General features: G+C 68.5%; 13 protein-coding genes. 2 read left to right on the top strand and 11 right to left on the bottom strand.

Annotated elements, in window-relative coordinates:
• Positions 1 to 8: 8 nt before the first annotated feature.
• Both BHS09_RS17385 and BHS09_RS17380 read right to left on the bottom strand, forming a co-directional pair.
• On the bottom strand, positions 9 to 1,190 hold the full coding sequence (locus BHS09_RS17385; RefSeq protein WP_140798403.1) for a glycosyltransferase family 2 protein: 1,182 nt from the start codon (positions 1,188 to 1,190) through the stop codon (positions 9 to 11).
• 166 nt (positions 1,191 to 1,356) lie between these two features.
• A complete protein-coding gene (locus tag BHS09_RS17380) occupies positions 1,357 to 2,598 on the bottom strand; it encodes a tetratricopeptide repeat protein (RefSeq protein ID WP_237080405.1) in 1,242 nt (413 codons plus the stop codon).
• Positions 2,599 to 3,250: 652 nt separating this feature from the next.
• Between BHS09_RS17380 and BHS09_RS17375 the strand changes: the two genes are divergently transcribed.
• Entirely contained in the window at positions 3,251 to 3,577 is a 327-nt protein-coding gene (locus BHS09_RS17375) for a hypothetical protein (RefSeq protein WP_237078360.1), read from the top strand.
• 104 nt (positions 3,578 to 3,681) lie between these two features.
• Here BHS09_RS17375 and BHS09_RS17365 read toward each other — a convergent pair whose 3' ends face one another.
• Together BHS09_RS17365 and BHS09_RS17360 are read right to left on the bottom strand one after the other, a co-directional pair.
• Positions 3,682 to 4,098, bottom strand: coding sequence for a ComEA family DNA-binding protein (locus tag BHS09_RS17365; RefSeq protein ID WP_140791435.1), 417 nt, complete (start codon positions 4,096 to 4,098; stop codon positions 3,682 to 3,684).
• Positions 4,099 to 4,102: 4 nt separating this feature from the next.
• The gene (locus BHS09_RS17360; protein ID WP_140791433.1) at positions 4,103 to 5,380 is read right to left on the bottom strand and encodes an aspartate kinase; all 1,278 of its coding nucleotides are present in this window, start codon (positions 5,378 to 5,380) and stop codon (positions 4,103 to 4,105) included.
• A gap of 135 nt (positions 5,381 to 5,515) precedes the next feature.
• Between BHS09_RS17360 and hutH the strand changes: the two genes are divergently transcribed.
• Positions 5,516 to 7,042 carry a histidine ammonia-lyase gene (hutH, locus tag BHS09_RS17355; protein ID WP_140791431.1) on the top strand — a complete coding sequence of 509 codons (1,527 nt, stop codon included), beginning with the start codon at positions 5,516 to 5,518 and terminating at the stop codon, positions 7,040 to 7,042.
• Between the two features lie 133 nt (positions 7,043 to 7,175).
• On the opposite strand, the gene BHS09_RS17350 is transcribed toward hutH, so the two are convergent.
• From BHS09_RS17350 to BHS09_RS17320, 7 genes are all read right to left on the bottom strand, one after another.
• Positions 7,176 to 8,330, bottom strand: a complete 1,155-nt coding sequence (locus BHS09_RS17350; RefSeq protein WP_174260556.1) for an alkaline phosphatase PhoX — start codon at positions 8,328 to 8,330, stop codon at positions 7,176 to 7,178.
• A 123-nt stretch (positions 8,331 to 8,453) separates the two neighbouring features.
• A complete protein-coding gene (locus BHS09_RS17345; protein ID WP_237080404.1) occupies positions 8,454 to 9,302 on the bottom strand; it encodes a class I SAM-dependent methyltransferase in 849 nt (282 codons plus the stop codon).
• Positions 9,303 to 9,329: 27 nt separating this feature from the next.
• A complete protein-coding gene (locus tag BHS09_RS17340) occupies positions 9,330 to 10,436 on the bottom strand; it encodes a fatty acid desaturase family protein (protein ID WP_140798401.1) in 1,107 nt (368 codons plus the stop codon).
• A 24-nt stretch (positions 10,437 to 10,460) separates the two neighbouring features.
• The gene (locus tag BHS09_RS17335) at positions 10,461 to 17,207 is read right to left on the bottom strand and encodes a type I polyketide synthase (RefSeq protein ID WP_140798400.1); all 6,747 of its coding nucleotides are present in this window, start codon (positions 17,205 to 17,207) and stop codon (positions 10,461 to 10,463) included.
• A gap of 23 nt (positions 17,208 to 17,230) precedes the next feature.
• Positions 17,231 to 18,736, bottom strand: a complete 1,506-nt coding sequence (locus tag BHS09_RS17330) for an SDR family oxidoreductase (RefSeq protein ID WP_140798399.1) — start codon at positions 18,734 to 18,736, stop codon at positions 17,231 to 17,233.
• Positions 18,737 to 18,870: 134 nt separating this feature from the next.
• Positions 18,871 to 19,986, bottom strand: a complete 1,116-nt coding sequence (locus BHS09_RS17325; RefSeq protein WP_174259287.1) for a Gfo/Idh/MocA family protein — start codon at positions 19,984 to 19,986, stop codon at positions 18,871 to 18,873.
• A gap of 113 nt (positions 19,987 to 20,099) precedes the next feature.
• Positions 20,100 to 20,591 (bottom strand): GFA family protein, encoded by a 492-nt coding sequence (locus BHS09_RS17320; RefSeq protein WP_174259286.1) that lies wholly within the window; start codon positions 20,589 to 20,591, stop codon positions 20,100 to 20,102.
• Positions 20,592 to 20,832: the final 241 nt, after the last annotated feature.

The raw sequence follows: 20,832 nt of genomic DNA, 5'->3' as shown, positions 1-20,832 counted from the left end.
GATTCCGACTACGCGCGCGCCGTCCGGTCCCACGCGGCGCGCTGCGAGTTGCGCAGGAAGCGCCAGAACCCCACGACGATGGCTAGGTTCATGGTCACGAAGTAGTACGCCACCGACGCGGCCTTCTTCGCCGTGCCCCGCTTCAGCACCCCCGTCTTCCCCAGGTACGCGAGTGCGTAGAACAGCACCTGGCTGAACAGGGTGAACTGGTAGAAGAGCCGGTCCAGCAGGAACAGGTTCGCCACCAGCGCCAACCCCATCAACGCGGGAGCGAACCAGCGCAGCAGCTTGTGCGACCAGAAGGCGAAGGCCGGGAAGCCCGCGGTCGGCAGCAACAGCCCGGGCACCATGCGGATGCTCTGGAAGTTGCCCGCGGCGATGCGCGCCCGGCGGCCGAACTCCTTGCCGTAATCTTCCGTGGTCTCCTCGTGCGCCACGGCGTGCTCTTCGTAGACGACCTTGTAGCCCTGATCCAGGATGCGCAGCGGAATCACGAAGTCGTCCACGATGGTGGACGGCGGCAGCTGGGTGAACAGCGAGCGCCGGATGGCATAGAGGCCACCGTTGGCCCCCACCACCGCGCCGCGCCGCCCCTCGTACATCTTGATGAGCGACTCGTAGCTCCAGTACGCGCTCTCCTCGTAGTCCTGCTTCGTGGGGTTGTAGAGCCGAAGCTTGCCGCAGACGGCCCCCACCTCCGGGTCCTCGAAGTGGCGCACCAGCCGCTCGATGGCCTCGGGTTCGATCATCGTGTTGGCGTCGGAAAGAACGACGATGTCCCCCTGCGCCATGGGGATGCAGCGGTTGAGCACCGTCGTCTTGCCCGCCCGAGGCGCCGGCGACAGCCGCACGCGCGCGTCGGAGCAACCGCAGACGATGTCATCCGTCCCGTCCGACGAACCATCCGAACCGATGAGCACCTCGAACCGCTCCGCCGGGTACGCCAGCGCGAGACTGTTCTCCAGCTTCTGCTGGATGCACGAAACCTCGTTGTAGGCCGCCACCACCAGACTCACCGAGGGCAACGCCCGCTGCCCGCCGGAGCTGTGATTGACTGTTTCCGCGCGCCGTACATCGCGGGCGTTCTTGAGCACCTGCGCGGCCCCTTCGAGCAAGAAAAGACTCAAGGGGTAGAGAAAGTAAGTGTGTGCGAGCAGCAGCACGGCACACCAGAAGAAGACCTCCGCCATCACCCCTGCCTCCCAGCACCCATTCCTCGAAACGGGTCCGGGTTCAGCAAGAGGCGTGCCTCGTCCACGCGCTTGAAATCACACGCAGTGGCGCCACGGAGGGCTCGGCACCGGGTGAAGGACTGGACTTTCTCCAGCCCTCGAGACCGAGGAAGCGGTCGTCGCTTCAGGGCGAGGCGGCATCCGCGTCAATCTGCGCGATCAGCCGAGCCGCCGCCTGGTGGTTCGGGTTCAACGCCACGGCGTCGTCCAGGAGTGAACGGGCCGCGGCTGTGTCCTTCAGCTTCAGCGCCACGCGGGCACCGAGCAGGTAGGCGCGCAGGAGCGTGCTGTCGGCCTGGCGCAGCGCCTCCAAGTCCTTGGCCACCGCCTGGAGCGACTCCGGCGGCGACCCGGCGACCAGCGCGTACTCGGCCCGAGCCAGCGTGCTCCACGGGTACGGCGCGCTCTCCACGTTGCGCAGACGCTCGGCCAGGGCCAGGGAGTCCGGCGCCGCCAGGACGGAGGCATGGAGGGCGCGTGCCTTGAGCCGTGCCGCCGCGGCGCTGGGCGGCTCGGACTCCGGCGCCTTGTTCAACTGGGCCAACTGCACGTCCAGTTCCTTGCGAAGCGTGGCGGTGGTGACACGCAGGGACGCCATGTCGCGCGCGGTGGCCTCCTGCTCCTGCTGGAGGGAGGTGCGGCGAGCCACCTGGTCGGCGAGGACGCGCATCTTCGCCGCGGCCTCCAGGCCCCGGGCGATGGCATCGCCCCGGAGACGCAGACGCTCGGCATCGGCCTGGACGTCGGACAGGTTCAGCGTGAGCGCTACCGCCAGTTCGGATTGGACGTCGACGTAGCCGGGATTCTCGATGGCGATGCTTCGCAGCCGCTCGATGGCCTGCTTACGAGAGGTGGCGTCATCCCGACGGAGCAGCACCGACGCACGGTCCGTCGAATCCACCACATTGGCGGGGATCTCCACCCCGCGATTCTTCAGCGCGACGTAGCCCAGCGAGGCCACCACGATGAGTCCAACCAGGATGGCCAGCACCACCCGGGGACGGATTCGCTGGGAGCTGCCGTTCTCGAACGTCCGCGCTCCGTCCATCGACAGACGGGTCGACGCAATCAGGTCCGGAGGGAGCTCCAGTGGGGCCCGGCGCGATGCGGCTCCGGCCACAGGGCCCAGGTCCGAGGCACTGGAGTCATCGAGGGAACTCAGCCCCCCTGCCCCGGCGCCCGGCGTCGCAGTGGGGTCCGATTCTGGCGGGAGCTGGATGCCACTGTCGGCGCCGGACAGCGGTGACAGGCCGAAGGGGCTCGTCGCTCGGACGCCCGAGAAGGGCGCGTCCGTGGCGCCGTCTCCGGACAGGCTCGCGGGCGCGGGAATGGGCGGCACGGAGCCGAAGACACGCTTCGACCCCACCGGTGCCTCGGAGGCAGACGGCTGAACGGCGCTGAACGTCTGGCTGCGCCCTAGTGGGGCCACGGAATCGCTCGCGGGTGGCGCGGAGAATCCAACGGGGACGCCGTCCGTCGAGGCGGAGCCCTGGGATGCAACCCGCGCCCCGCCGACGTGACTCGGGCTCACGGGAGGAGGCGTGGACACGGAACCCGGGTCTGGCGTCATGAAGGCGCCAGCCTGCGGAGGTGCGTACGCACCAAAGGTCTGGGTCGCGTTGCCTGGTGCCACGGAGCCCTGTCTGGCACTCCCTGGCGACCCATGTTGCTGTCCGGGAACCGCGCCGTAGGTCTGCGTCCTTCCTACAGGGGGAACTACAGGTGCCACTGGAGGAACCGCGCCGAACGCCTGTGTCCCGACCCCGGGAGTTCCGCCCTGCGACGAGGTGCCGGCATCAGCCGCCGGTCCCCTGAAAGGCATCGTCCCGAACGCCTGCGTCGCGTTGCCAGCGCTCCGCCCAGTCGCCTGAGCGACCCCAAACGTCTGCGTGGCTCCAACGGGTGCAACGGCAGGCACCGCTCCGAACGTCTGCGTCGCGTTGCTCGCCGTGGGAACTGCGCCAGGAGCCTGCGTCACGCCCACGGGGGCTACTGGGGGCGCTGCCCCGAAGGTCTGAGTGGCGTTGCTCGCCGTGGGAGGCACCGCCCCGAATGTCTGCGTCGCGTTGCCGGCACCCTGCCCCTTCGACGCCACCGCACCGTACGACTGCGTCGTACCCATCGGCGCCCCCGACGAAGGCGCTTGCGCCGAACGCTCCGCGGCTCCCGCGCCGAACACCTGCGTCGTCGTCGTCACGGACGAACCCGCCGTGGCTCCAGGCGGAGTTCCCGCGAAGAGCTGCGTGGACTTCATGCTCGAGCGCGCGGGCCCCGCCCCACCCGTCACCGCCGGAGTCGATCGCGAGGGCGGCGGCGCACCATGTGGCGCGGCCATGAACACGTGACCACAGCGCGTGCACTGGACGGAGGCGCCCCCCGGCGGCAGCAAGCGGGAGTCGAGGACGTACTGCATCGAGCACTGAGGGCACGAGATCTGCACTCGACGTGCTTACCACACGGGCCCGGCGTCGGGAGGCGCTCCAAGCGCCGTGGCCGCCCGGAGGGTCTGCAACTTGGCAGCACCCACGCCACGGACCGCATCCACGTCATCCCAGCTCTTGAAGCCGCCCTGCTCCTCGCGTGCCTCCACGAGGCTCCGCGCCAGGGAACGCCCGACGCCCGGGAGCAGGGCAAGCTCCTCCTCGGTCGCCGAGTTCAAATCCAACGGACGCCCCAGGGCCAGCGCCTGAGCCCCGGTCGGCACGGCGCCGTCACCACAGAGGGCCACACCATCCGGACGGATCCGCACTGACTCAGCGGCGCAGTCCAACGCGGGCGCCGCATCCGGCCAGCGCAGGCGTGCGACGACGCCCACGCCCAGCACCCCCAGCGCGACGGCGGCGAGCGCGGCGGTGCGGCTCGCCATGTGCTCAGACCTTCTCGCCCATCAGGGCCGCCGTCTCCGAGACGGCGGAGACCCCTTCCGGAGGCATGGGCTGATCCAACCCGAAGGCGGTGTGCAGCGCGCGCACGGCCAGCTCCGTGTATTTGGCGTGGACCACGCACGACACCTTGATCTCCGATGTGGAGATCATCTGGATGTTGATGCCCTCGGCGGACAGCGCCTGGAACATCCGCGCCGCCACGCCCGAGTGATTGCGCATGCCCACGCCCACGATGGACACCTTCGCGATGTCCCCGTCAGTCTCGATACCGGACGCGCCAATCTCCTCGGCGACCTTCCGCACCACTTCCTGCGCGGTGAGGAAGTCCGCCTTGCCCACGGTGAAGGTCAGGTCCGTGCGGCCATTCTTGGACGGGTTCTGCACGATGAGGTCCACCACGATGTGCTTCTCATCGAGCGGACCGAAGATCTTCGCCGCGGCGCCCGCGACGTCCGGCACACCACACACCGTGATCTTCGCCTCGTTGCGGTCATACGCGACGCCACGGACCAGCACATCCTCCATGGAACTGTCCTCCTCACACACGAGGGTGCCGGGGTCATCGGTGAAGGACGACTTCACCCACAGCGGCACCTTGTACTTCATGGCGAACTCGACCGAGCGGATCTGCAACACCTTGGCGCCCACGCTGGCCAGTTCCAGCATCTCCTCGTAGGTGATGCGGTCCAGCTTGCGCGCGGACGGAACCATGTTGGGGTCGGTGGTGTAGACGCCGTCCACGTCCGTGTAGATTTCACAGGCGTGCGCGTTCAGCGCGGCGGCCACGGCCACGGCGGTGGTGTCGGAGCCGCCACGGCCCAGCGTGGTGACGCTGCCGGACTCATCCACACCCTGGAAGCCCGCCACCACGACGATGTGGCCCCGGGCCAGCGCGGCGCGGATGGGCTGCGCGTCGATGCTCTTGATGCGCGCTTTGGAGAAGGTGCTGTCGGTGACGATGCGCACCTGGTGGCCGAGGAAGCTGGTCGCCTTCCCCTGCTGGGCATGGATGGCCATGGCCAGCAGGCCGATGGAGACCTGTTCACCGGTAGCCACGACCACGTCCTGCTCGCGCTCGTCCGGCCGGTCGGTGAGTTGCGCCACCAGTTTCAGCAGCCGGTTCGTCTCGCCGGACATGGCGGACACGACGACGACCACGTCATGCCCCGCCTCCTGGGCGGCCAGACAGCGCAGGGCCACGTTCTTGATGCGGGCCACGTCACCCACGGAGGTACCGCCATACTTCTGGACGATGAGTGCCATGGCGCCTGCAACCTCCCTCTTCAGACGGGCGGGAGCTATACGAGCCCGGCTAGCGGGTGTAAAGCGCCGGCCAGCACCACCGCACCCGTTTACGCTAGGGTGCCCGCCCTTTCGCCGCACCCCTTGGAGCCCCGAATGTCGCGCCCCCGTATCCTCATCGACGGTGACACCCTGAAGCTCGAGGAAATCCTCCAGGTGGCTCGCAACGAGGCCACCGTGGAGCTGTCGCCCGACGCCGCCACCCGCGTGCGGGCCTCGCGCGCCCTGGTGGACCGCGTCGCCGCCGGAGACACGCCCGCCTACGGCATCAACACCGGCTTTGGCACGTTGGCCGAAGTCCGCATCGACAAGAAGGACCTGCGCGACCTCCAGCGCAATCTCATCCTCTCCCACGCTTGTGGCGTCGGCACGCCCCTCCCCCTTCCGGAGGCGCGGGCGCTCCTGCTGCTCCGTTGCAACGTGCTCGCCAAGGGCTACTCCGGCATCCGCATGGAGACGCTGGCCCTGGCGCTGGACATGCTGAACCGGGACGTCGTGCCCGTGGTCCCCGAGCGGGGCAGCGTGGGCGCCTCCGGAGACCTGGCCCCGCTGGCGCACCTGGCGCTCGTCTTCATCGGCGAAGGTGAAGCCTTCCACCAGGGCCAGCGGATGCCCGCGAAGCAGGCGCTGGAGCGCGCCGGCCTGCAACCGGTGGTGTTGGAGGCCAAGGAGGGCCTCGCCCTGGTGAACGGCACGCAGGCCATGTGCGCAGTGGGCACCCTGCTCCAGCTTCGCGCGGAGTCCCTGGCGGACATCGCCGACGTCGCGGGCGCCATGACGCTGGAGGGCCTGCTGGGAAGCCACAAGCCCTTCATCCCTGAGATTCACGATGTGCGCGCGCACCCGGGCCAGAAGGACGTCGCGGCGCACCTGCGGCGCATCCTGGTGGACAGCGAGCTGGTGGAGTCGCACGTCAACTGCAGCAAGGTGCAGGACCCCTACTCCCTGCGCTGCATGCCGCAGGTGCACGGCGCGGCGCGCGAGGGCATCGCGTTCTCCCGACGCATCCTGGAGGTGGAGGTCAACAGCGCCACGGACAACCCGCTCGTTTTCGCGGACACGGAGCGCATCGTGTCGGGAGGCAACTTCCACGGCCAGCCCATCTCCCTGGCCATGGACGTGGTGGCCATGGCGCTGACGCAGCTGTCGTCCATCAGCGAGCGGCGCGTGGAGCAGCTCGTGAACCCGTCGCTGTCCAACCTGCCGGCGTTCCTGGCGAAGAACTCCGGGTTGAACTCCGGCTTCATGATCGCGCAGGTGACCAGCGCCGCGCTCGTGGCCGAGTCCCGCGTGCTCAGCCACCCCGCGTCGGTGGATTCGATTCCGTCATCCGCGGGCCGCGAGGACCACGTGTCCATGGGCATGACGGCGGCGCTCAAGGGCCGTCAGGTCAGCGACTTCGCCCGTTCGTGCCTCGCGATTGAAATCCTGGTGGCGGCGCAGGCCCTGGACTTCCGCCTGCCGCTGAAGCCCGGCAAGGGCGCCCTCGCGGCGTATGAGCTGGTGCGCTCGAAGGTCCCCCACATGGACAAGGACCGCGAGCTGCACCGGGACATCGAGGCGGTGAGCCAGCTCGTCGACTCCGGCGAACTGCTCGCGGCGGTGCGCTCCGCCACGGCCTGACGTCGTACGAGTGGCATCGGCGTCTCCACTGACGCAGGGCCCGGAGCCGAGAGCTTGCGCTCGATGGCTTCGGGCCCACCGCCGTGACACGGCCCCACGCGACGAACAACGCCGCGCGAGACGCGCCCTTGCGTCAACGGAACGGGCCACGCACCTCGAAGGTGACGCCGTTGCCATCCGTCCCGCGCTGCGAGCTGAAGTACAGCCGCTGGCCATCCGGACTGAAGGCGGGGCCGGTGAGTTCGGAGCCCGCGTGCCCCACCACCTGGAGGAATGGCGCGACGGAGCGCTCAGGGCCCGGGGTGAAGACGCACAGCTGGAGGTCGTCACCATCCTCAGCCACGTAGAGGTCACCCGAGCGGGACACGGTGATGTTGTCCACGCCGCGCAGCGGCGACTCCGGGTAGAGGTCGTCGTCGTAGAGGAGCTCCACCGTGCCGGTGGCCGGGGTGTGGGCCCAGACACGATTGTCGCCCTTGGTCGTGAAGTAGATGGTGCCGCTGTCGTACCAGCAACCCTCGCCGCCATCGAACGCGGTGGTCAGGAAACGGGCGAGCTGCAGAGACGCGGGAAGCGAGGCGGAGACCCTCACCCAGCTGAAGGTGGCGGTGCCATCCAGCGCGCTGCCGTTCAGCTTCGCGGCCTCCAAGGTGCCCGAGGACAGCGAGGGCCACTGGGCGGGAGTGAAGCGGTAGAACCGCCCCTCCGGCCGATCCTCCGTCAGGTACAGGCGCATGCCCACCGAGTCCACGGCGACGGCTTCGTGGGCGAAGGTGCCCAGGGCACTACGCCGCTGCCCCTGTGAGGGTTCCTGGGGATTGCATTCCCAGACATGGCCCCCGTCCCACTCCTCACAGGACAACCAGGTGCCCCAGGGCGTGGGCCCTCCGGCGCAGTTGAGCTGGGTGCCCTCGAGGATGCGGTAGGCGCTCGTCACGTTGCCGCCGCCATCGAAGCGAATCGATGAGGCACCTCCAATTAGCGGCAACTCACAGTTGGAGGTGTAGACCCAGCCGCCATCGTCGGTGGGGAAACAGGTGCCGCCGTCCGGAGCGGCGTGCCACGTGTAGTGGGTGCCGGGAACGCGCTGTCCGGTGCGAGCGATGATGCGTGAGCTGAAACCCGCGGGCAGCCTCAGCCCCTGAGCATCCGGAGCACCGGAGATGGCACCGTAGGGGCCAGGCCCCGGCCGGGCGGGAGCGGCATAGACGGAACGCCAGAAACCCGGCCCCAGGACCAGGAGTCCGCTGCTCATCGCGGTGAGTCGAAGGAAGCTCCTGCGCTGCATGGGCACGTCTCCATTCGCCAGAAGGCCCAGGAGATTGGATTGCACATGCCCGCGCGCCAACTCATCACGAGTCGGTCACCTTGTCGTTTGGGCGACAAGGCGCCAGACAGGTCACGACAGGCCCTACACGCCGCGGCGTCGTGGCGCGCTCGCCGTCACCTGCCGCATGCTCCAGAGACAGGTGATGTTTCCAGTTGAATCCTTCATGGGCTCCACGGCCGCGAGGAACGCGCGCCGGACGTCCTCGCGTGCGTCGGGCGAGAGCTGGTCGGCGTCGTAGGTGGTGGAGAGGGAAGCCCAGACCTGCTCGGGCGGCCCGCCTTCCTGGACCTCGAGGTCGAAGACCTCGACATGCTCGAAGGCGAGGTCGAAGAGTGCCCTCAGCCCCTCGGTGGAGCGGAAGCGCGTGTCGCCCAGGCTCAGCAGGGGGCGCGGCTGCGCCTCGATGGCGGGTTTCATCAGGGCGCGGAACACCGCGAGCGCCCCGGAAGGCACGAAGCCTCCGCCGACGACGCAGGACAGCTTCCCGGCAGGCGTCAGGACGCGGCGAATCTCGGAGAGGACCTTCTCGCAGTCATCCATCAGCATGAGCGCCAGGTGGCTGAGCACGACGTCGAGGCTGGCGTCCTCGAAGGGGAGCGACTGCGCCACGCCTCGAATCAGCGTGGCGGCCCCCTTCAATCGCGCCTGGGCCTGGGCGAGCTCGTCCTCGCTCATGTCCAGGCCGACGAGTCCCGGACACTGAGGCGCCCGCCGAGCGAGCAACTCGAGCAGGTAGCCATCGCCGCAAGCCAGGTCGAGCACGGTCCTCGGCCGCGCGTCCTGGGGGACTTCCGCCGCCAGCAACTCATAGGTGGAAGCGAATCGGCTGTCGCCCCGAATCACGGGAGTCTTCGCGAACCACCGCGCGGTCACGCCCGCGAGCCGGCGGTGGTAATCGAGGAGGTAGGACTCGGTGTCGGACGGAGGCATGGTGCCCCATAACATAGGCGTAGCCGTTCACCGGGGCAGGCCGTGTTCAAGACTTGAATCACCTCCCTTGAGCTGGCTGCGCAGCGCTTCCGTCGAAATCGAAGGCGTCCCCTCCGGTGCCATGAGCGTCTGTCCGTCCTCGGCATAGAGCGCCGGGCGCCGGTACAGCATCCGGAGCGCGTGCAGGTGCGGGTACACCTGTGACGCTTCGGGGTTGAGTTCGCGCAGGTGCTTGCGAAGCAGCGGCGCGAACTTCGGGCTCATGGCCGGGAAGATGTGGTGCTCCTGGTGGTGGCTGAAGTTGTAGTGCAGCCAGTCCATCACCGGATGCGTCGCCACGCTGGCCGTGTTCACGAAGGGGTTGTCCGACTCCTCGTGCGCGGCCAGCAGCCAATGGTTGGTGGCGATGTAGATCATCAAGGTGATGTTGCCGATGAGGAGCGGGAGGATGAGCGCATAGAGCGCCCCCATTGGCCCCATCCACCAGCCCACCGCGACCCACCCCAGCGTCACGAGCACCGTGAGGATGCGCTCCCGCGTTCGATGCATGTGCACATGCTTGAACTGCGGCAGCCGGCTGTGGTGCCAGAGGAAGGCCTGTCCCTGGGCGGTGAAGAAGAAGCTGAAGCTGACGAAGCTCAGCAACGAGCCCGATCCCGGGGACATCGCGTGGAACACCTTCGCGAACCACTGGGTCCGCCACTCGCTCTGACGCGGCAGGATGTCCGGGTCCCGAACCAGGACGTTCGCCGCGCTGTGGTGTGCCTGGACGTGCCACGCCCGCCAGTTCCCGGGTGTCACCAGGAACGGGCTGAAGCCCACCCAGCCCAGGAGACTCTCGAGCGCCCTGCTGCGGAACACCGCGTGGTGCAGCGCCTCATGCGCCGCCAGCCCCACGGCCGTCACCATCTGCCCGAGCGCGAACGAGCTGAGCAGGCACGCCCACCATGGCAGCCGCCCGCTTCCCGCGGCCCACATCAAGACCACCATCACCGGAACCAGCCCGAACGCGACGATGCCTCGCAGGGGCTGCGGCTGGAAGGACTCCGGCGGCATCACCCGGCGCAGCTCCGACCGCAGCCGCCGGGGGTCATCGGCGGGAATGGGACCCGCCTGGGGATTGGAAGAATTCATGCGTTCATCCGAAGGAAGGAGGTCTCAAGCCATGGGCCGCGCAAGGCCGCCCTCGAGCAACATCCGAAGCCGTCCCGCCTCGTCGAGCGCAGCGACGGTGCCGCACTCCAGCAGGTCGCCATCCACTCGCGGAGGAAGTGCCTTCAACGAGAGGTGAAGCGGCGCTCCCCCCCGGACGTCCACCAGGCCCCGGTCGAACGTGGCCCGCTGGAACTGGATGGGCGCGAACACCGCGCTCGACTCCCCATCCACATGCATCGCGCTCAGCCGCAAGGCGGCATCCAGGACGAGCGCGGGCACGGTGCTTCCCGCCTGACGAGGCTCGGTCGGCAGGCCCAACCGCGCAAACCGGGCCGACGGCTCGATGTGAATCTCCTCCAGGCAGTCGAACATCTTCCGCAGTTCGATGGGCGCACCAGCGGCGCAGTGTGGGTCGTGGACCCGCAGTGCCTGTCCCGACGGCGCCGCCGCATCCAGCTCCGGCGTGCCCCGAGGCGGCTCCGCCGTCAGCGTGAACCGCGCCTCCGCATAGACGAGGTCCTTCTCCAGCACGACACCCGACGCATGGACGATGTCCCCCATCAGCCGGACCCGCACGCCATGCCGTCCGGGCTCATCGATGAGGGGCGTGCATTCGGCGCGCAGATGCTGGCGGCTCCCCGGCTTGACGCGGATGAAGCGTGAGAACCGGACGTCCTCGATGGTGACGGTGCGCAGCTCTGGCCGCCCGTTGCCCACCGCGGCTTGCAGCATCAGGTCCAACGCCCAGGCCCCAGGCAACGTGGGCGTGCCACGCACGAGGTGGTCCTCCAGGCACGGCACACTCGCCGCATCCACGACCAACTCGCGCTGCACGGGCCCGGCCGACAGAGAACGCGCCTCCTCCGCGGGCAAGACCTCCAGTGCGTAGTAGGAACGCTCGCTCTCCGTGAGCTGGACGTTGATGGCCTGTCGAGGCCGCCCATCCACGAGTTGGAGGAAGAGCGCTTCGCCCTCCTCCGCGCGGATGCCACGCAGATGCCGGCTGGCACCGAGCACGCGGTACTCCGAGCCCCGCGTCATGCCGATTCCGTCCCAGGCCAGCCAGCCCACGCTGCACCAGCGGACCTCCTGGCTCGCGTCGCTGACCCAGGCGCAGAGCCGGTCCAGCGCCTCGTTCGCCGAGCCGTAGTCCGCCTGCCCGTCATTCCCGATGTAGCTGAACGCGGAGGTGAGGACGTGGAACGGCACCGGCCGCGCGAGCCGACTCACGCAGGCTTCCCGCAGGTTCCGGAGCCCCAGCAGCTTGGTGCCCAGGTTCGTGCGCAACTCTCCGAGCTGCCTGCGATTCAGCTTCTTGGACGTCTGCGTGCCCGCCCCATGCACCACCAGGTCCAGCCGCCCATGCGTATCGACGATTTCCTGGACCACGCGGTCCACGTCCGCCGCTCGCGTGACGTCCACGGCCCGGTAGAGCACCTCGCCCGGGAGCCGGCCCAGGCCCTCGAGCGTGGCCTTCAGCTCGCGAGCGGCCAGGAAGCGCTCGAAGCGCTTGCGCAGCTCTGGCATGCGCACGCCCCGATTGCTGGCCAACTCCGAGGCGTAGAACTCCCGCTCCATCGCCGGCAGGTCTTCCTCACGGGCCTGGAGCACGCGCAGGGGTGCCTCATCCGGATCGCTCCGCCCTACGAGGACCACCTTGCATCCAAACCGCTTGAGCAGGGCTCCCGCGAGGACTGCCGTGACGCCCCGTCCCCCGCCCGTGAGCAGGACCACCGAGCGCGAATCGAGCGTCGCCGCCTGGTCCGCGGTGACGTCCGTCACCCGCAACACGCGGACACAGCGCACCGGACCTTCGAAGCAAACCTCGATGGAGTGATTCCCGTCCACATCCGAGCCCAGCTCAGCCTCGGCCAGCTCGAGCGCCTTCTGGATCGGCATGGCCGTGGTGGAGACGGCACGAACGTTCCGGGCAGGCACTTCCCGCCCGATGGACTTGAGCATCCCTGCGAACAGTCCCGACATTGGATGCAGGCACCGCCGTGGGCCCACAGCGCCAATGCACAGACTCACCAGCGCCACCTCGCCACGAGACAGGCGCTCATAGGCGCGACGGGCCGCCAGGAAGAGCAACTCCAGGGCCCCGTGCTTCATGGCCGTGTCCGCGACCACCGCGGCCTCGAGCGCCCCTGCCTCGATGCGGCTGACCGCGAGGATGACCTCGGGCTCGAAGCCAAGGGCGGCCAGCCCGGCCTCCGCGGAGGTTTCGGTCGTGAGGTCGACGTACCGGAGGCGTCCCGAATCCGAACCTGTTCCCGGACAGAGAATCACGTGCTCCGTTCCGCACAGGGCCTCCGCCCGAGCTGCAAGCTCGCGCGCGAGCGCCACGTCCTCCGCGATGAACAGCACCCGACGGCCTCTGAGATACGACGGCTGCGTCTTCCGAGCTGGCCGCTCCACCAGCACAGGCGACAGATACTGAATGGGCGCGGCGTGGTCGAAGCCTCCCGATGCGGCTTGCGACTCGGCTCCCGATGCGCCGTCGACTGGTGACGACGCGGATTCAACAGGACGGGAAGGAGCAAGCCGCATCCCCTCTGACGGTCGGGACGGCAGTTCGCTTCGACCGTCCGTCACGGCATCAGGATGAGTCCGAAGAGGTGACGTGGAGGCGTCAATCCGCCCTCCCTGCTCCGCTGCCCGAGATGACACGCCGAGCCGGCCCTCCGTTGCGGCATTGGCGTGGGCTCGCGATGACGACTGCATTGATTCCACGGGCTGCCCGTCCGACATCGGCCGAGGTTGAGCTTCGAACGAGCCCCCCGTCGCAGCCTCGGAGCGTGCTCGCAGCGAAGGCAGCGAGCCTTCGACATCCTGCACATCCGCCATCGGATGGAGCCGCACTTCGAGCCGGACACCTGTCGCGGCATCGGGGTGGAACCGCAGCGTGCCAGCACGACCATCCGCCGCCGCTTGTACGGCGCGCAGCAACGCCAGGCTCTCCGCCGCCGAGTGCGGTGGCAGGTCGACACCCGCACCTGTTCCTTTCGTGCCACGGGTGGAAAGCTGAAGGTGGCACATGGGCTTCAAGCCGAGCCTTCGGGCCTTCTCCGCCGTCGTCACCGCGAAGAGCGCTGCGCCTTCCTCGGGCTGCTGCGCCCCTCCGACTTCACCCGGTCTGCCAATGTGCGTACTGCCCACGAGGACCAGCTCGAAGCCGCTCTCCAGCAGCCCCCGCGCGGCCTGGAGCGCCGCTGAAGACGACGCCGCCCCCGCATCCACCACGAAATTGGGCCCCTTGACGTCGAGCGCCCCCGCGACACGGCCGGGCGTGACGTTCGGCATCATCCCCTGGAGCGTGTACGGCCCCGAGGGACGGAGGCTCCCCATCACCGCCGAGTGAAGACGCTCCGCCAGGGGCAGCACCGCGGCGGATGCTGGCTCGCGACGAGCCTTCTCTTTCAAGCGCCGTTGCAGCGTGAAAGCCAGGACGCGCTGGACCGCCTCGACACCACGGCGCGTCTTGCCCTCGAGCCCCAGCACGATGGCCGTCCCCGAGCGAAGCGCGTCGAACGTCCCCAGCTTCTGGGCGAGCGCACTCGCGACCACGAGCCCGAGGTGCTGCGTCGCATCCATGTCCTCGGAGATGTCGGGCAGCAGGCGCACCGTGGGCGGCAGGCGCATTGCCTTCAGGTCGAAGCGCGTGCCCACTTCGACAGGAACACCCGCTTCGGGCCGCCCGCGCCCATCCGGGAACAAGCCCTCCGTGGCCACGACCACGAGTTCCGCCTCCGATGAAGTGCCCTCGCGGGACCTCGGCGCCGACGAAGGCCCCCGGTACTCCTCCAGCACCAGGTGCGCATTGGTTCCGCCAAAGCCAAAGCCATTGGTGGCGGCACGACGAGGCAGTTCGCCATTCTCCGGCCAAGGCTGCTCGCGCGTGTTCACCTCGAAGCCGGGCCCCATGGCGCGCAGCGCGGCACCGGGCGCATCGAAGTTGGACTGCACCGGGAAGAGCCGGTGCTCCATCGCCTTGCACAGCTTGATGACCGAAGCAGCACCCGCGGCCCAACCAACGTGGCCAATCAGTGCCTTGACGCTGGCGAGCTGAACGCCGCTGCGCTTGCCACCAAAGACGCGGGCAATCGACCTGAGCTCGGTGGCGTCCCCCGCGGGAGTCGCCGTTCCGTGCGCCTCGATGTACTGCACGCTCGCCGGGTCAACCTGGGCTCCCGAGTAGCACGCCTCCATCGCCGCCACCTGCCCCTCCGACCGGGGCACGTTCGCCGAGCTGCTCCGTCCATCACTGGAGAGCCCCGCGCCTCGAATGACGGCATGGACCCGGTGCCCCGCCGCGACTGCGTCCTTCAGGCGCATCAGCCCAACGACGCCCGCGCCTTCACCGAAGATGACGCCGTCCGCGCGCGCGTCAAAGGGCCGGCTCCCCGTGGCAGACAGTCCGTTGAACTGTGAGAACAGACAGCTGTTGCCAGGCCCCGGCGAGAACACGCCGCCAGCAAGAATCAGGTCCGAGTCCCCTCGCTCCAGCGCCTTCATGCCCAGCGCCATGGCATAGAGCGACGATGCACAAGCAGCGTCGAGCAGCGTGGTGGCGACACCCTGCCCCACCACGTCCGTCACCACGGCCTGCAGGGTGGGATGCGGCGCCAGGTCACGGGAGATGGCCTCCACCCCAAGTGCCTCACGCGCCGCGCTCGCAAGCGCCGCGACGTCATGACCCCGCTCACCCCGGGCACTCAGCAGCGCCTCTCCAGCCTCCACGCTCAGCGCGGCGTCGTACTCGGCCGACCCTTCCGCCGTCGAACCGAGCAGGCACTGGATGCGCCCCGGCGACTTCGATGCCACCGGCTTCAGTCCCTGCATGGCCTGCGAGAGGGCGATGGCCAGCAGCTTCTGCTCGCGGACGTACTGCTGGAAACGCGTCGGGTCGAAGCCCGGCGGCGCAACCAGGTCCTCATCCCGTACATGCCCCGTGAGCAGGGTGTACGTCCGGTCTGGAGTTCCCGCGGGACCCGCGAAGTCCGTCACCAACTCGGGCTGCAACAGGCCCTGGTCGACGATGCCGCTGATGCCCTTCCGGATGTTCTGCCAGTACGTTTCCGGGTCCTTCGCTCCCCCCGGAAGGATGCAGCCCAGCGACACCACGGCAATGCCGCTGTCGTCGACCGCGGCGGCCTCCACGGACTTCGGCTCAATGCCAGCCGACGGGGCTGACCGCTCCGCCGGAAGCAGGTTGCTGATGACGCTCACCTCCGCGGCCGTCTCCGCCGGGATGATTTTCTGGACGATGCGCGCCAGGACGCCCGTGGTTCCGCAGTCGACGAAGCGCGTGCATCCCGCGCGGGAGAGCGTCTCCACCGTCCCCAGGAAGTCGAACGAGCGCACCAGGTGCGATGCGAGCGCATCCGCCAGTTCTGGCTGCCCGCCCACATAGGCGCGCCGCTCAATGGGCGAATAGACACGGCCCCGCGGCGCCTGCATGGGCACACGGCCCAGCATCTCGCGGAAGGACTTCGCGGCCGGGGCCATGTCCGGATGATGGAAGGGGTACCGGCTTGAAACGAAGGTGAATCCCTGCCCCCGGCCTTCCAGCAGCGCGCGGAGTCGCGCGAGCTGACCGCGCGCTCCCGCGACCACCGTCTGCCGAGCGTGGTTGCGGCCCGCGATGTGCAATCCCGAAGCGCCGCACTCCGCGATGGCGCGAACGGCCTCGGACTCCCCGAGCGCCACCGCCGCCAGCGTTCCGAAGTCGTCGGGAAGAACCTGAAGCGCTCGGATGCGCTGGCAGACGACCTGCGCGCCAGCGCGCAAGTCGAGCGCACCCGCCGCCGCCATCGCGGCAATCTCCCCGAAGCTGTGCCCCACGAACACGTCCGGGCTCGCCCCCTGGCGCTGCATCCACCGGGCGCCCAGGACTCCGGACAGGTAGATGCCCAACTGGTCGAGCTGAGGCAGCTGTTCCAGCGCACGCCGGACGTCCGAGACGTCACGCGCGGCGAGCAACGGCTCCGCCTCCACTCCGACCGCACGACATGCGGCGGCGACACCCTGAAGCTCGTCTCCGAGGTCAGGGTCGAGCGCCTTCAATTGGAGATAGAGCCCTGGCTCAAACGAACCCTGCCCGGCGAACAGAAATGCCGTCGCCCCCTGCGGCAGCACCAGCGCGTCGGGACTCTCGGCAGTCCGCGCCGCGGGCGCCCCCTCCAACGAAACGACGCGGGACGCCCCCAGTGACGCCGGGTCCGCGAGCAGCGACTTCGCCAGCGCCCGGATGGACTCCGGAAACACGTCCTTGAGTGCGGAGCCTCCCTTCTGGACACAGTCCCGGAAGCTCCGTGCCCCGGCGCGCTCGAAGATGCCCGACAGTGAGTCGAAGCACCGAAGGAAAGACTTGGGAAACGAACACAGGGCGCCCGACGTCCGGTCCGCGCAGAGAACCGTCTGGAAGCCACACGCCACCGGCGTCCCATCGCTCTTGAGGGTCCGGAAGCAGAAGCGGATGGAGACCTCTCCCCGCTCCTCCAATGTCGTCAGCACCACCAACCGGTCTCCCAGGTTGGCCGGTGCCAGGTTGCGCGAGTAGCCCTCGTAGGTGAGCAGCAGCACCTGGTCGAAGTCGCGCCGGAACTCTGGCACGTCGAACACGTCCGGACTGAAGAGCAAGTGCTCCCGCCCAGCACACTGAAACTTGAAGTTCGTGAGGAAGTGATGGCTCCCGTAGGCCATCGTGTCATCGAAATGAATGTCGTACGGGACCGCGAAGTAGCCCATGGCAATTGGCTCCGGTACGAGGTTCAGGAATCGAGCGCGAGGAGCGCTCGCACGTCGTGCTCACTGCTGTGAGACCAGCGCTGCCCCTCGGGACGCCGTGCCTCCGGCGCGCCCGGCAGCAACCCGTCCACCGTGCCGGAGAGTCCCGCATCCACCACCCAGATGGCGCCGTTCACCCGGCGCGTCTTGGGCCCCAGGAGGAGCTCGGTGACGTCGGCGACATCCTCGGCGGTGCAGATCTCCCCGCCCGGCGTTGCCGACTCCCAGCGCGCGACCCGGCTCGCGGCGTCGGGGAACATGCGCAGCAGCTCGCCATGCACCGGTCCCGCGGACACGCAGTTGGTCCGGATGCCATCCGGTGCCAGCTCAGCGGCCAGGTAGCGTGTCAATGACTCCACCCCGGCCTTCACCACGCCCTGACAGCCCAGGTCGTGCATGTACCGCTGGGACATGGAGGTGGACATCGTCACGATGCTGCCGCCGCCACGCCGGGCCATCAGGGGCCGCGCGCGCATGGCGCACTCATAGGTCCCCGTGATGCAGGTGCGGAACGCCTTGTCCCAGTCGCGCGGAGTAATCCGGTCGAACGGTCCGATGAGGCCGTTGGACGCGTTGCACACCAGGAAGTCCAAACCACCGAACTGCGCCTCGATGCTGGCGAACATCCGGTCCAGGTGCTCTTCCTGCGCGACCGAGCCCCAGGCGTGGAACGCCTTCCCCCCCGCGTCAACAATCTCCTGAACCGTCCGCTCTCCTTCGTCACGGGAGTGGAACGAGTTCACCACCACCGTCGCCCCCGAGCTGGCCAGGCGAGCCGCGATGACCTTGCCAATCCCCTTCCCAGAGCCCGTGACGAACGCGACCTTCCCCGCGAAGGGCAGCACGGCTGACGGCGGCGACTGACGCGGCGCTCGGTCCTCGCGCACGGGCGCCGCGACCGCCAGCCGAGCGCGCGCCATCTCACAGATAGAGGAAATCGTCCGCAGCCGCTGCGAAGGCTGCGGAGCATCGGTCAGGCCCAGTTCCTTGATGAGCACGGCCATCACCTCGGCCTGCTTGACCGAGTCGATACCCAGCTCGTCCTCCAGGTCCGCCTCCGGCGTCAAGAGCTCTTCCGGATAGCGCGTCACCCGAGCGAAGACGGCACGGACCCGCGCCTCCAGGTTCTCCACCGGAGGGCCCGCTGATGCCACCGGGGACACGGGAGCCGCGACAGGCGCTGGCGGAGGCGTAGCGACGGCGGCAGGCTGCGCGTCCGCGAGCAGCCGCGCCACCACCTCCGCCATCGCGCCCAATGTACGCGCCTGAGCGCCTCGTGGCAGCCGCTCGGGCGGAGTGTTGAACTCGCGCCCGACCACGGCCGCGATCTCCGCCAGCTTGACGGAATCAATGCCGAGTTCGTCCTCGAGCTGCGCGTCCGCCGTCAGGATGTCCATGGGGTACCGCGTGACGTCCGCGGCACAACGGCGAATCCGCTGGAGAACGTGCTCGACCGCGTAAGTGCCCTGATGAGATGCGTGCGTTGTCATTGCCGACCCCTGGTTTCCCGGTTCGCGGCAATGAATGCATCAGGGGTCTGACACGACTTGCGGAGGCGGATGTCGCCGCACATTCAGCGCGCGAAAAAGCTCGCTCGCGGGAAATATTTCCAGTGGACGCGAGTTCATCCTTGCGCTGGCGCGGGCGCGTTCACCGGCTCTGGCGGCCTGGCCGCGGGGCGGACGATGAGCTGGTCCAAGGACGGCCGCCGCTTCATCGGGAATGCATCCAGCTTCACCGGGCGCCCCGTCCTCGCGGACTCCTGCATCGCGGTGATGACGCGCACGTCCGCGAGCCCTTCCCGGCCGGAGGGCCCGGGCTCCTGGTCCTCCAGCACGCACTTCGAGAAGTAGATCAGCTCCGGCGCGAACTGGTCGTGCGTCGCGAAGACGCGCTCCTCCGTCTTGCCCTCTAGCGTGAGGACATGTTTGCGCTCCTTCTCGTAGCCGAACGCGGACTCGACGAGCAGATCGCCCTTCTCCCCCACAACACGGTAGCTGGAGACCGCCGACGCGGCGTGGCTGATGCCGAACTGCGCGATGCGCCCATTCGAGAAGCGCATCAACGCGAAGGCCGTGGCATCCACGCCCTTGAAGCGAGGGTCCTGCTCCCCGTTGGTGTAGCAGAACACCTCGGTGGGCTCGTCACGGAAGAGGTAGCGCGCGGCGTTGATGGGGTACGGCCCTTCGTCGAGCAGCGCGCCTCCGCCCACGTCCACGCGCGTCCGGATGTCCCCGGTCCGCACCTGCTGCGTCAGCAGCGCCGACATCATCAGCGGCGCACCCAGGCGCCCCGAACGCAGCAGGTCGATGGCCCGCAGGTTCGCCTCCTCGAAGTGGAGCCGGTAGGCGATCATCAGCTTGACGTGATTCTCGTCCGTGACGCGAATCATCGCCTCACAGTCTTCCACCGAGGTCGCCATGGGCTTCTCGCAGAGGACGTGCACACCCGCGCGAGCGGCCCGCTCGGTGAAGGCGCGATGCTGGGTGTTGGGCAGCGCGATGTACACCGCGTCCACGTCCGCGTCGCGCAGCACCTGTTCAAGGTCGTCGTAGCTCGCGGTGTGGCGCACGCCGTACTTCTTCCCCAGCACGTCGCGCTTCTCCGCGTCGGAGGAAAAGAGCGCCACCAACTCCGAGTTCTCACGGGCGTGCTGGAAGGCCGGAAGTACAGCCACCTGCGCGATATTCCCCGCCCCCACCACCGCATACCGGATTCGCCGCGAGCTGCCCTGTGCCATCGATTGCCTCCGCGTGTGAGAGACACGCTGGGCCCCGGAGGCACCCGCCACAACCCACGCTCCGCGCAACGTCGCGCCGCCCGTCCGGACAGCAGGCGGCCTCCCGAGCCGACTCAGTCCACTTCCGCGTCGTGGCGCTGATGCCACTCCGCGATGGACTCCTTTGGGTAGCGCTGGAACTTCTTGTCCTTCTTGCCCGCATGGACGGGCACCCAGTCCGGCTTGAACTCCAGCATGATGTGGACCAGCTCGGGCGCCTCGGGAAGCGGCGTGTCGATGGCCGACGCGAACGGATGGATGAGCTCCGGCCACGTCGGGTCATACAGCCACAGCGCGGAGCCGCAGCGGCCACAGAAGTGGCGCTGCCCCTTGCTCTTGTACGCCTTCGCGTCCTCCGGATTCTGGATGCGCGCCCGGTACACCTTGAGGTGCTGCCGGCCGCGCACCTTGAGCGAGCGCGCGTCCCCCGACAGGTTGATGGCGAAGCCTCCGCCCCCTTGCGTCTTGCGGCACACGGAGCAGTAGCACCGCATGAAGGGAGACGGGTGATGCGTCTCCACGCTGAACCGCACGCCGCGACAGTGGCAGGAGCCTTCGAGCTTCATCACTTGTCCTAGGAGAGAGTGAGCACGCTATAGGGTCCCAAGTTATTCAGCGTGCCGCTGGCCGGCATTGTGCCGCTGGGCTTCCGAGTTGCGCGTCTGACGGGCGTCGTCGAAGAAGTCCTTCACCGGCGCGCTGGGGGCGGAGAGCTTGGGCGTGCGCATGGCGCAATTTTCCGCCGATGTCCGACATTTGACCCGACACCTTCCAGGAATGCCGTGAATGCTCGGCTCGAGCGCGGTT

It is taken from the genome of Myxococcus xanthus, from assembly GCF_006402735.1.
Lineage (GTDB): Bacteria > Myxococcota > Myxococcia > Myxococcales > Myxococcaceae > Myxococcus > Myxococcus xanthus_A.
This window is presented reverse-complemented; position numbering and strand designations above follow the sequence as displayed.

Coding starts and splice junctions, on each gene's coding strand:
- BHS09_RS17385 (WP_140798403.1), bottom strand. CDS start 1,190: ATGGCGGAGGTCTTCTTCTGGTGTGCCGTGCTGCTGCTCGCACACACT.
- BHS09_RS17365 (WP_140791435.1), bottom strand. CDS start 4,098: ATGGCGAGCCGCACCGCCGCGCTCGCCGCCGTCGCGCTGGGGGTGCTG.
- BHS09_RS17360 (WP_140791433.1), bottom strand. CDS start 5,380: ATGGCACTCATCGTCCAGAAGTATGGCGGTACCTCCGTGGGTGACGTG.
- hutH (WP_140791431.1), top strand. CDS start 5,516: ATGTCGCGCCCCCGTATCCTCATCGACGGTGACACCCTGAAGCTCGAG.
- BHS09_RS17350 (WP_174260556.1), bottom strand. CDS start 8,330: ATGCAGCGCAGGAGCTTCCTTCGACTCACCGCGATGAGCAGCGGACTC.
- BHS09_RS17345 (WP_237080404.1), bottom strand. CDS start 9,302: ATGCCTCCGTCCGACACCGAGTCCTACCTCCTCGATTACCACCGCCGG.
- BHS09_RS17340 (WP_140798401.1), bottom strand. CDS start 10,436: ATGAATTCTTCCAATCCCCAGGCGGGTCCCATTCCCGCCGATGACCCC.
- BHS09_RS17335 (WP_140798400.1), bottom strand. CDS start 17,207: ATGGGCTACTTCGCGGTCCCGTACGACATTCATTTCGATGACACGATG.
- BHS09_RS17330 (WP_140798399.1), bottom strand. CDS start 18,736: ATGACAACGCACGCATCTCATCAGGGCACTTACGCGGTCGAGCACGTT.
- BHS09_RS17325 (WP_174259287.1), bottom strand. CDS start 19,986: ATGGCACAGGGCAGCTCGCGGCGAATCCGGTATGCGGTGGTGGGGGCG.
- BHS09_RS17320 (WP_174259286.1), bottom strand. CDS start 20,591: ATGAAGCTCGAAGGCTCCTGCCACTGTCGCGGCGTGCGGTTCAGCGTG.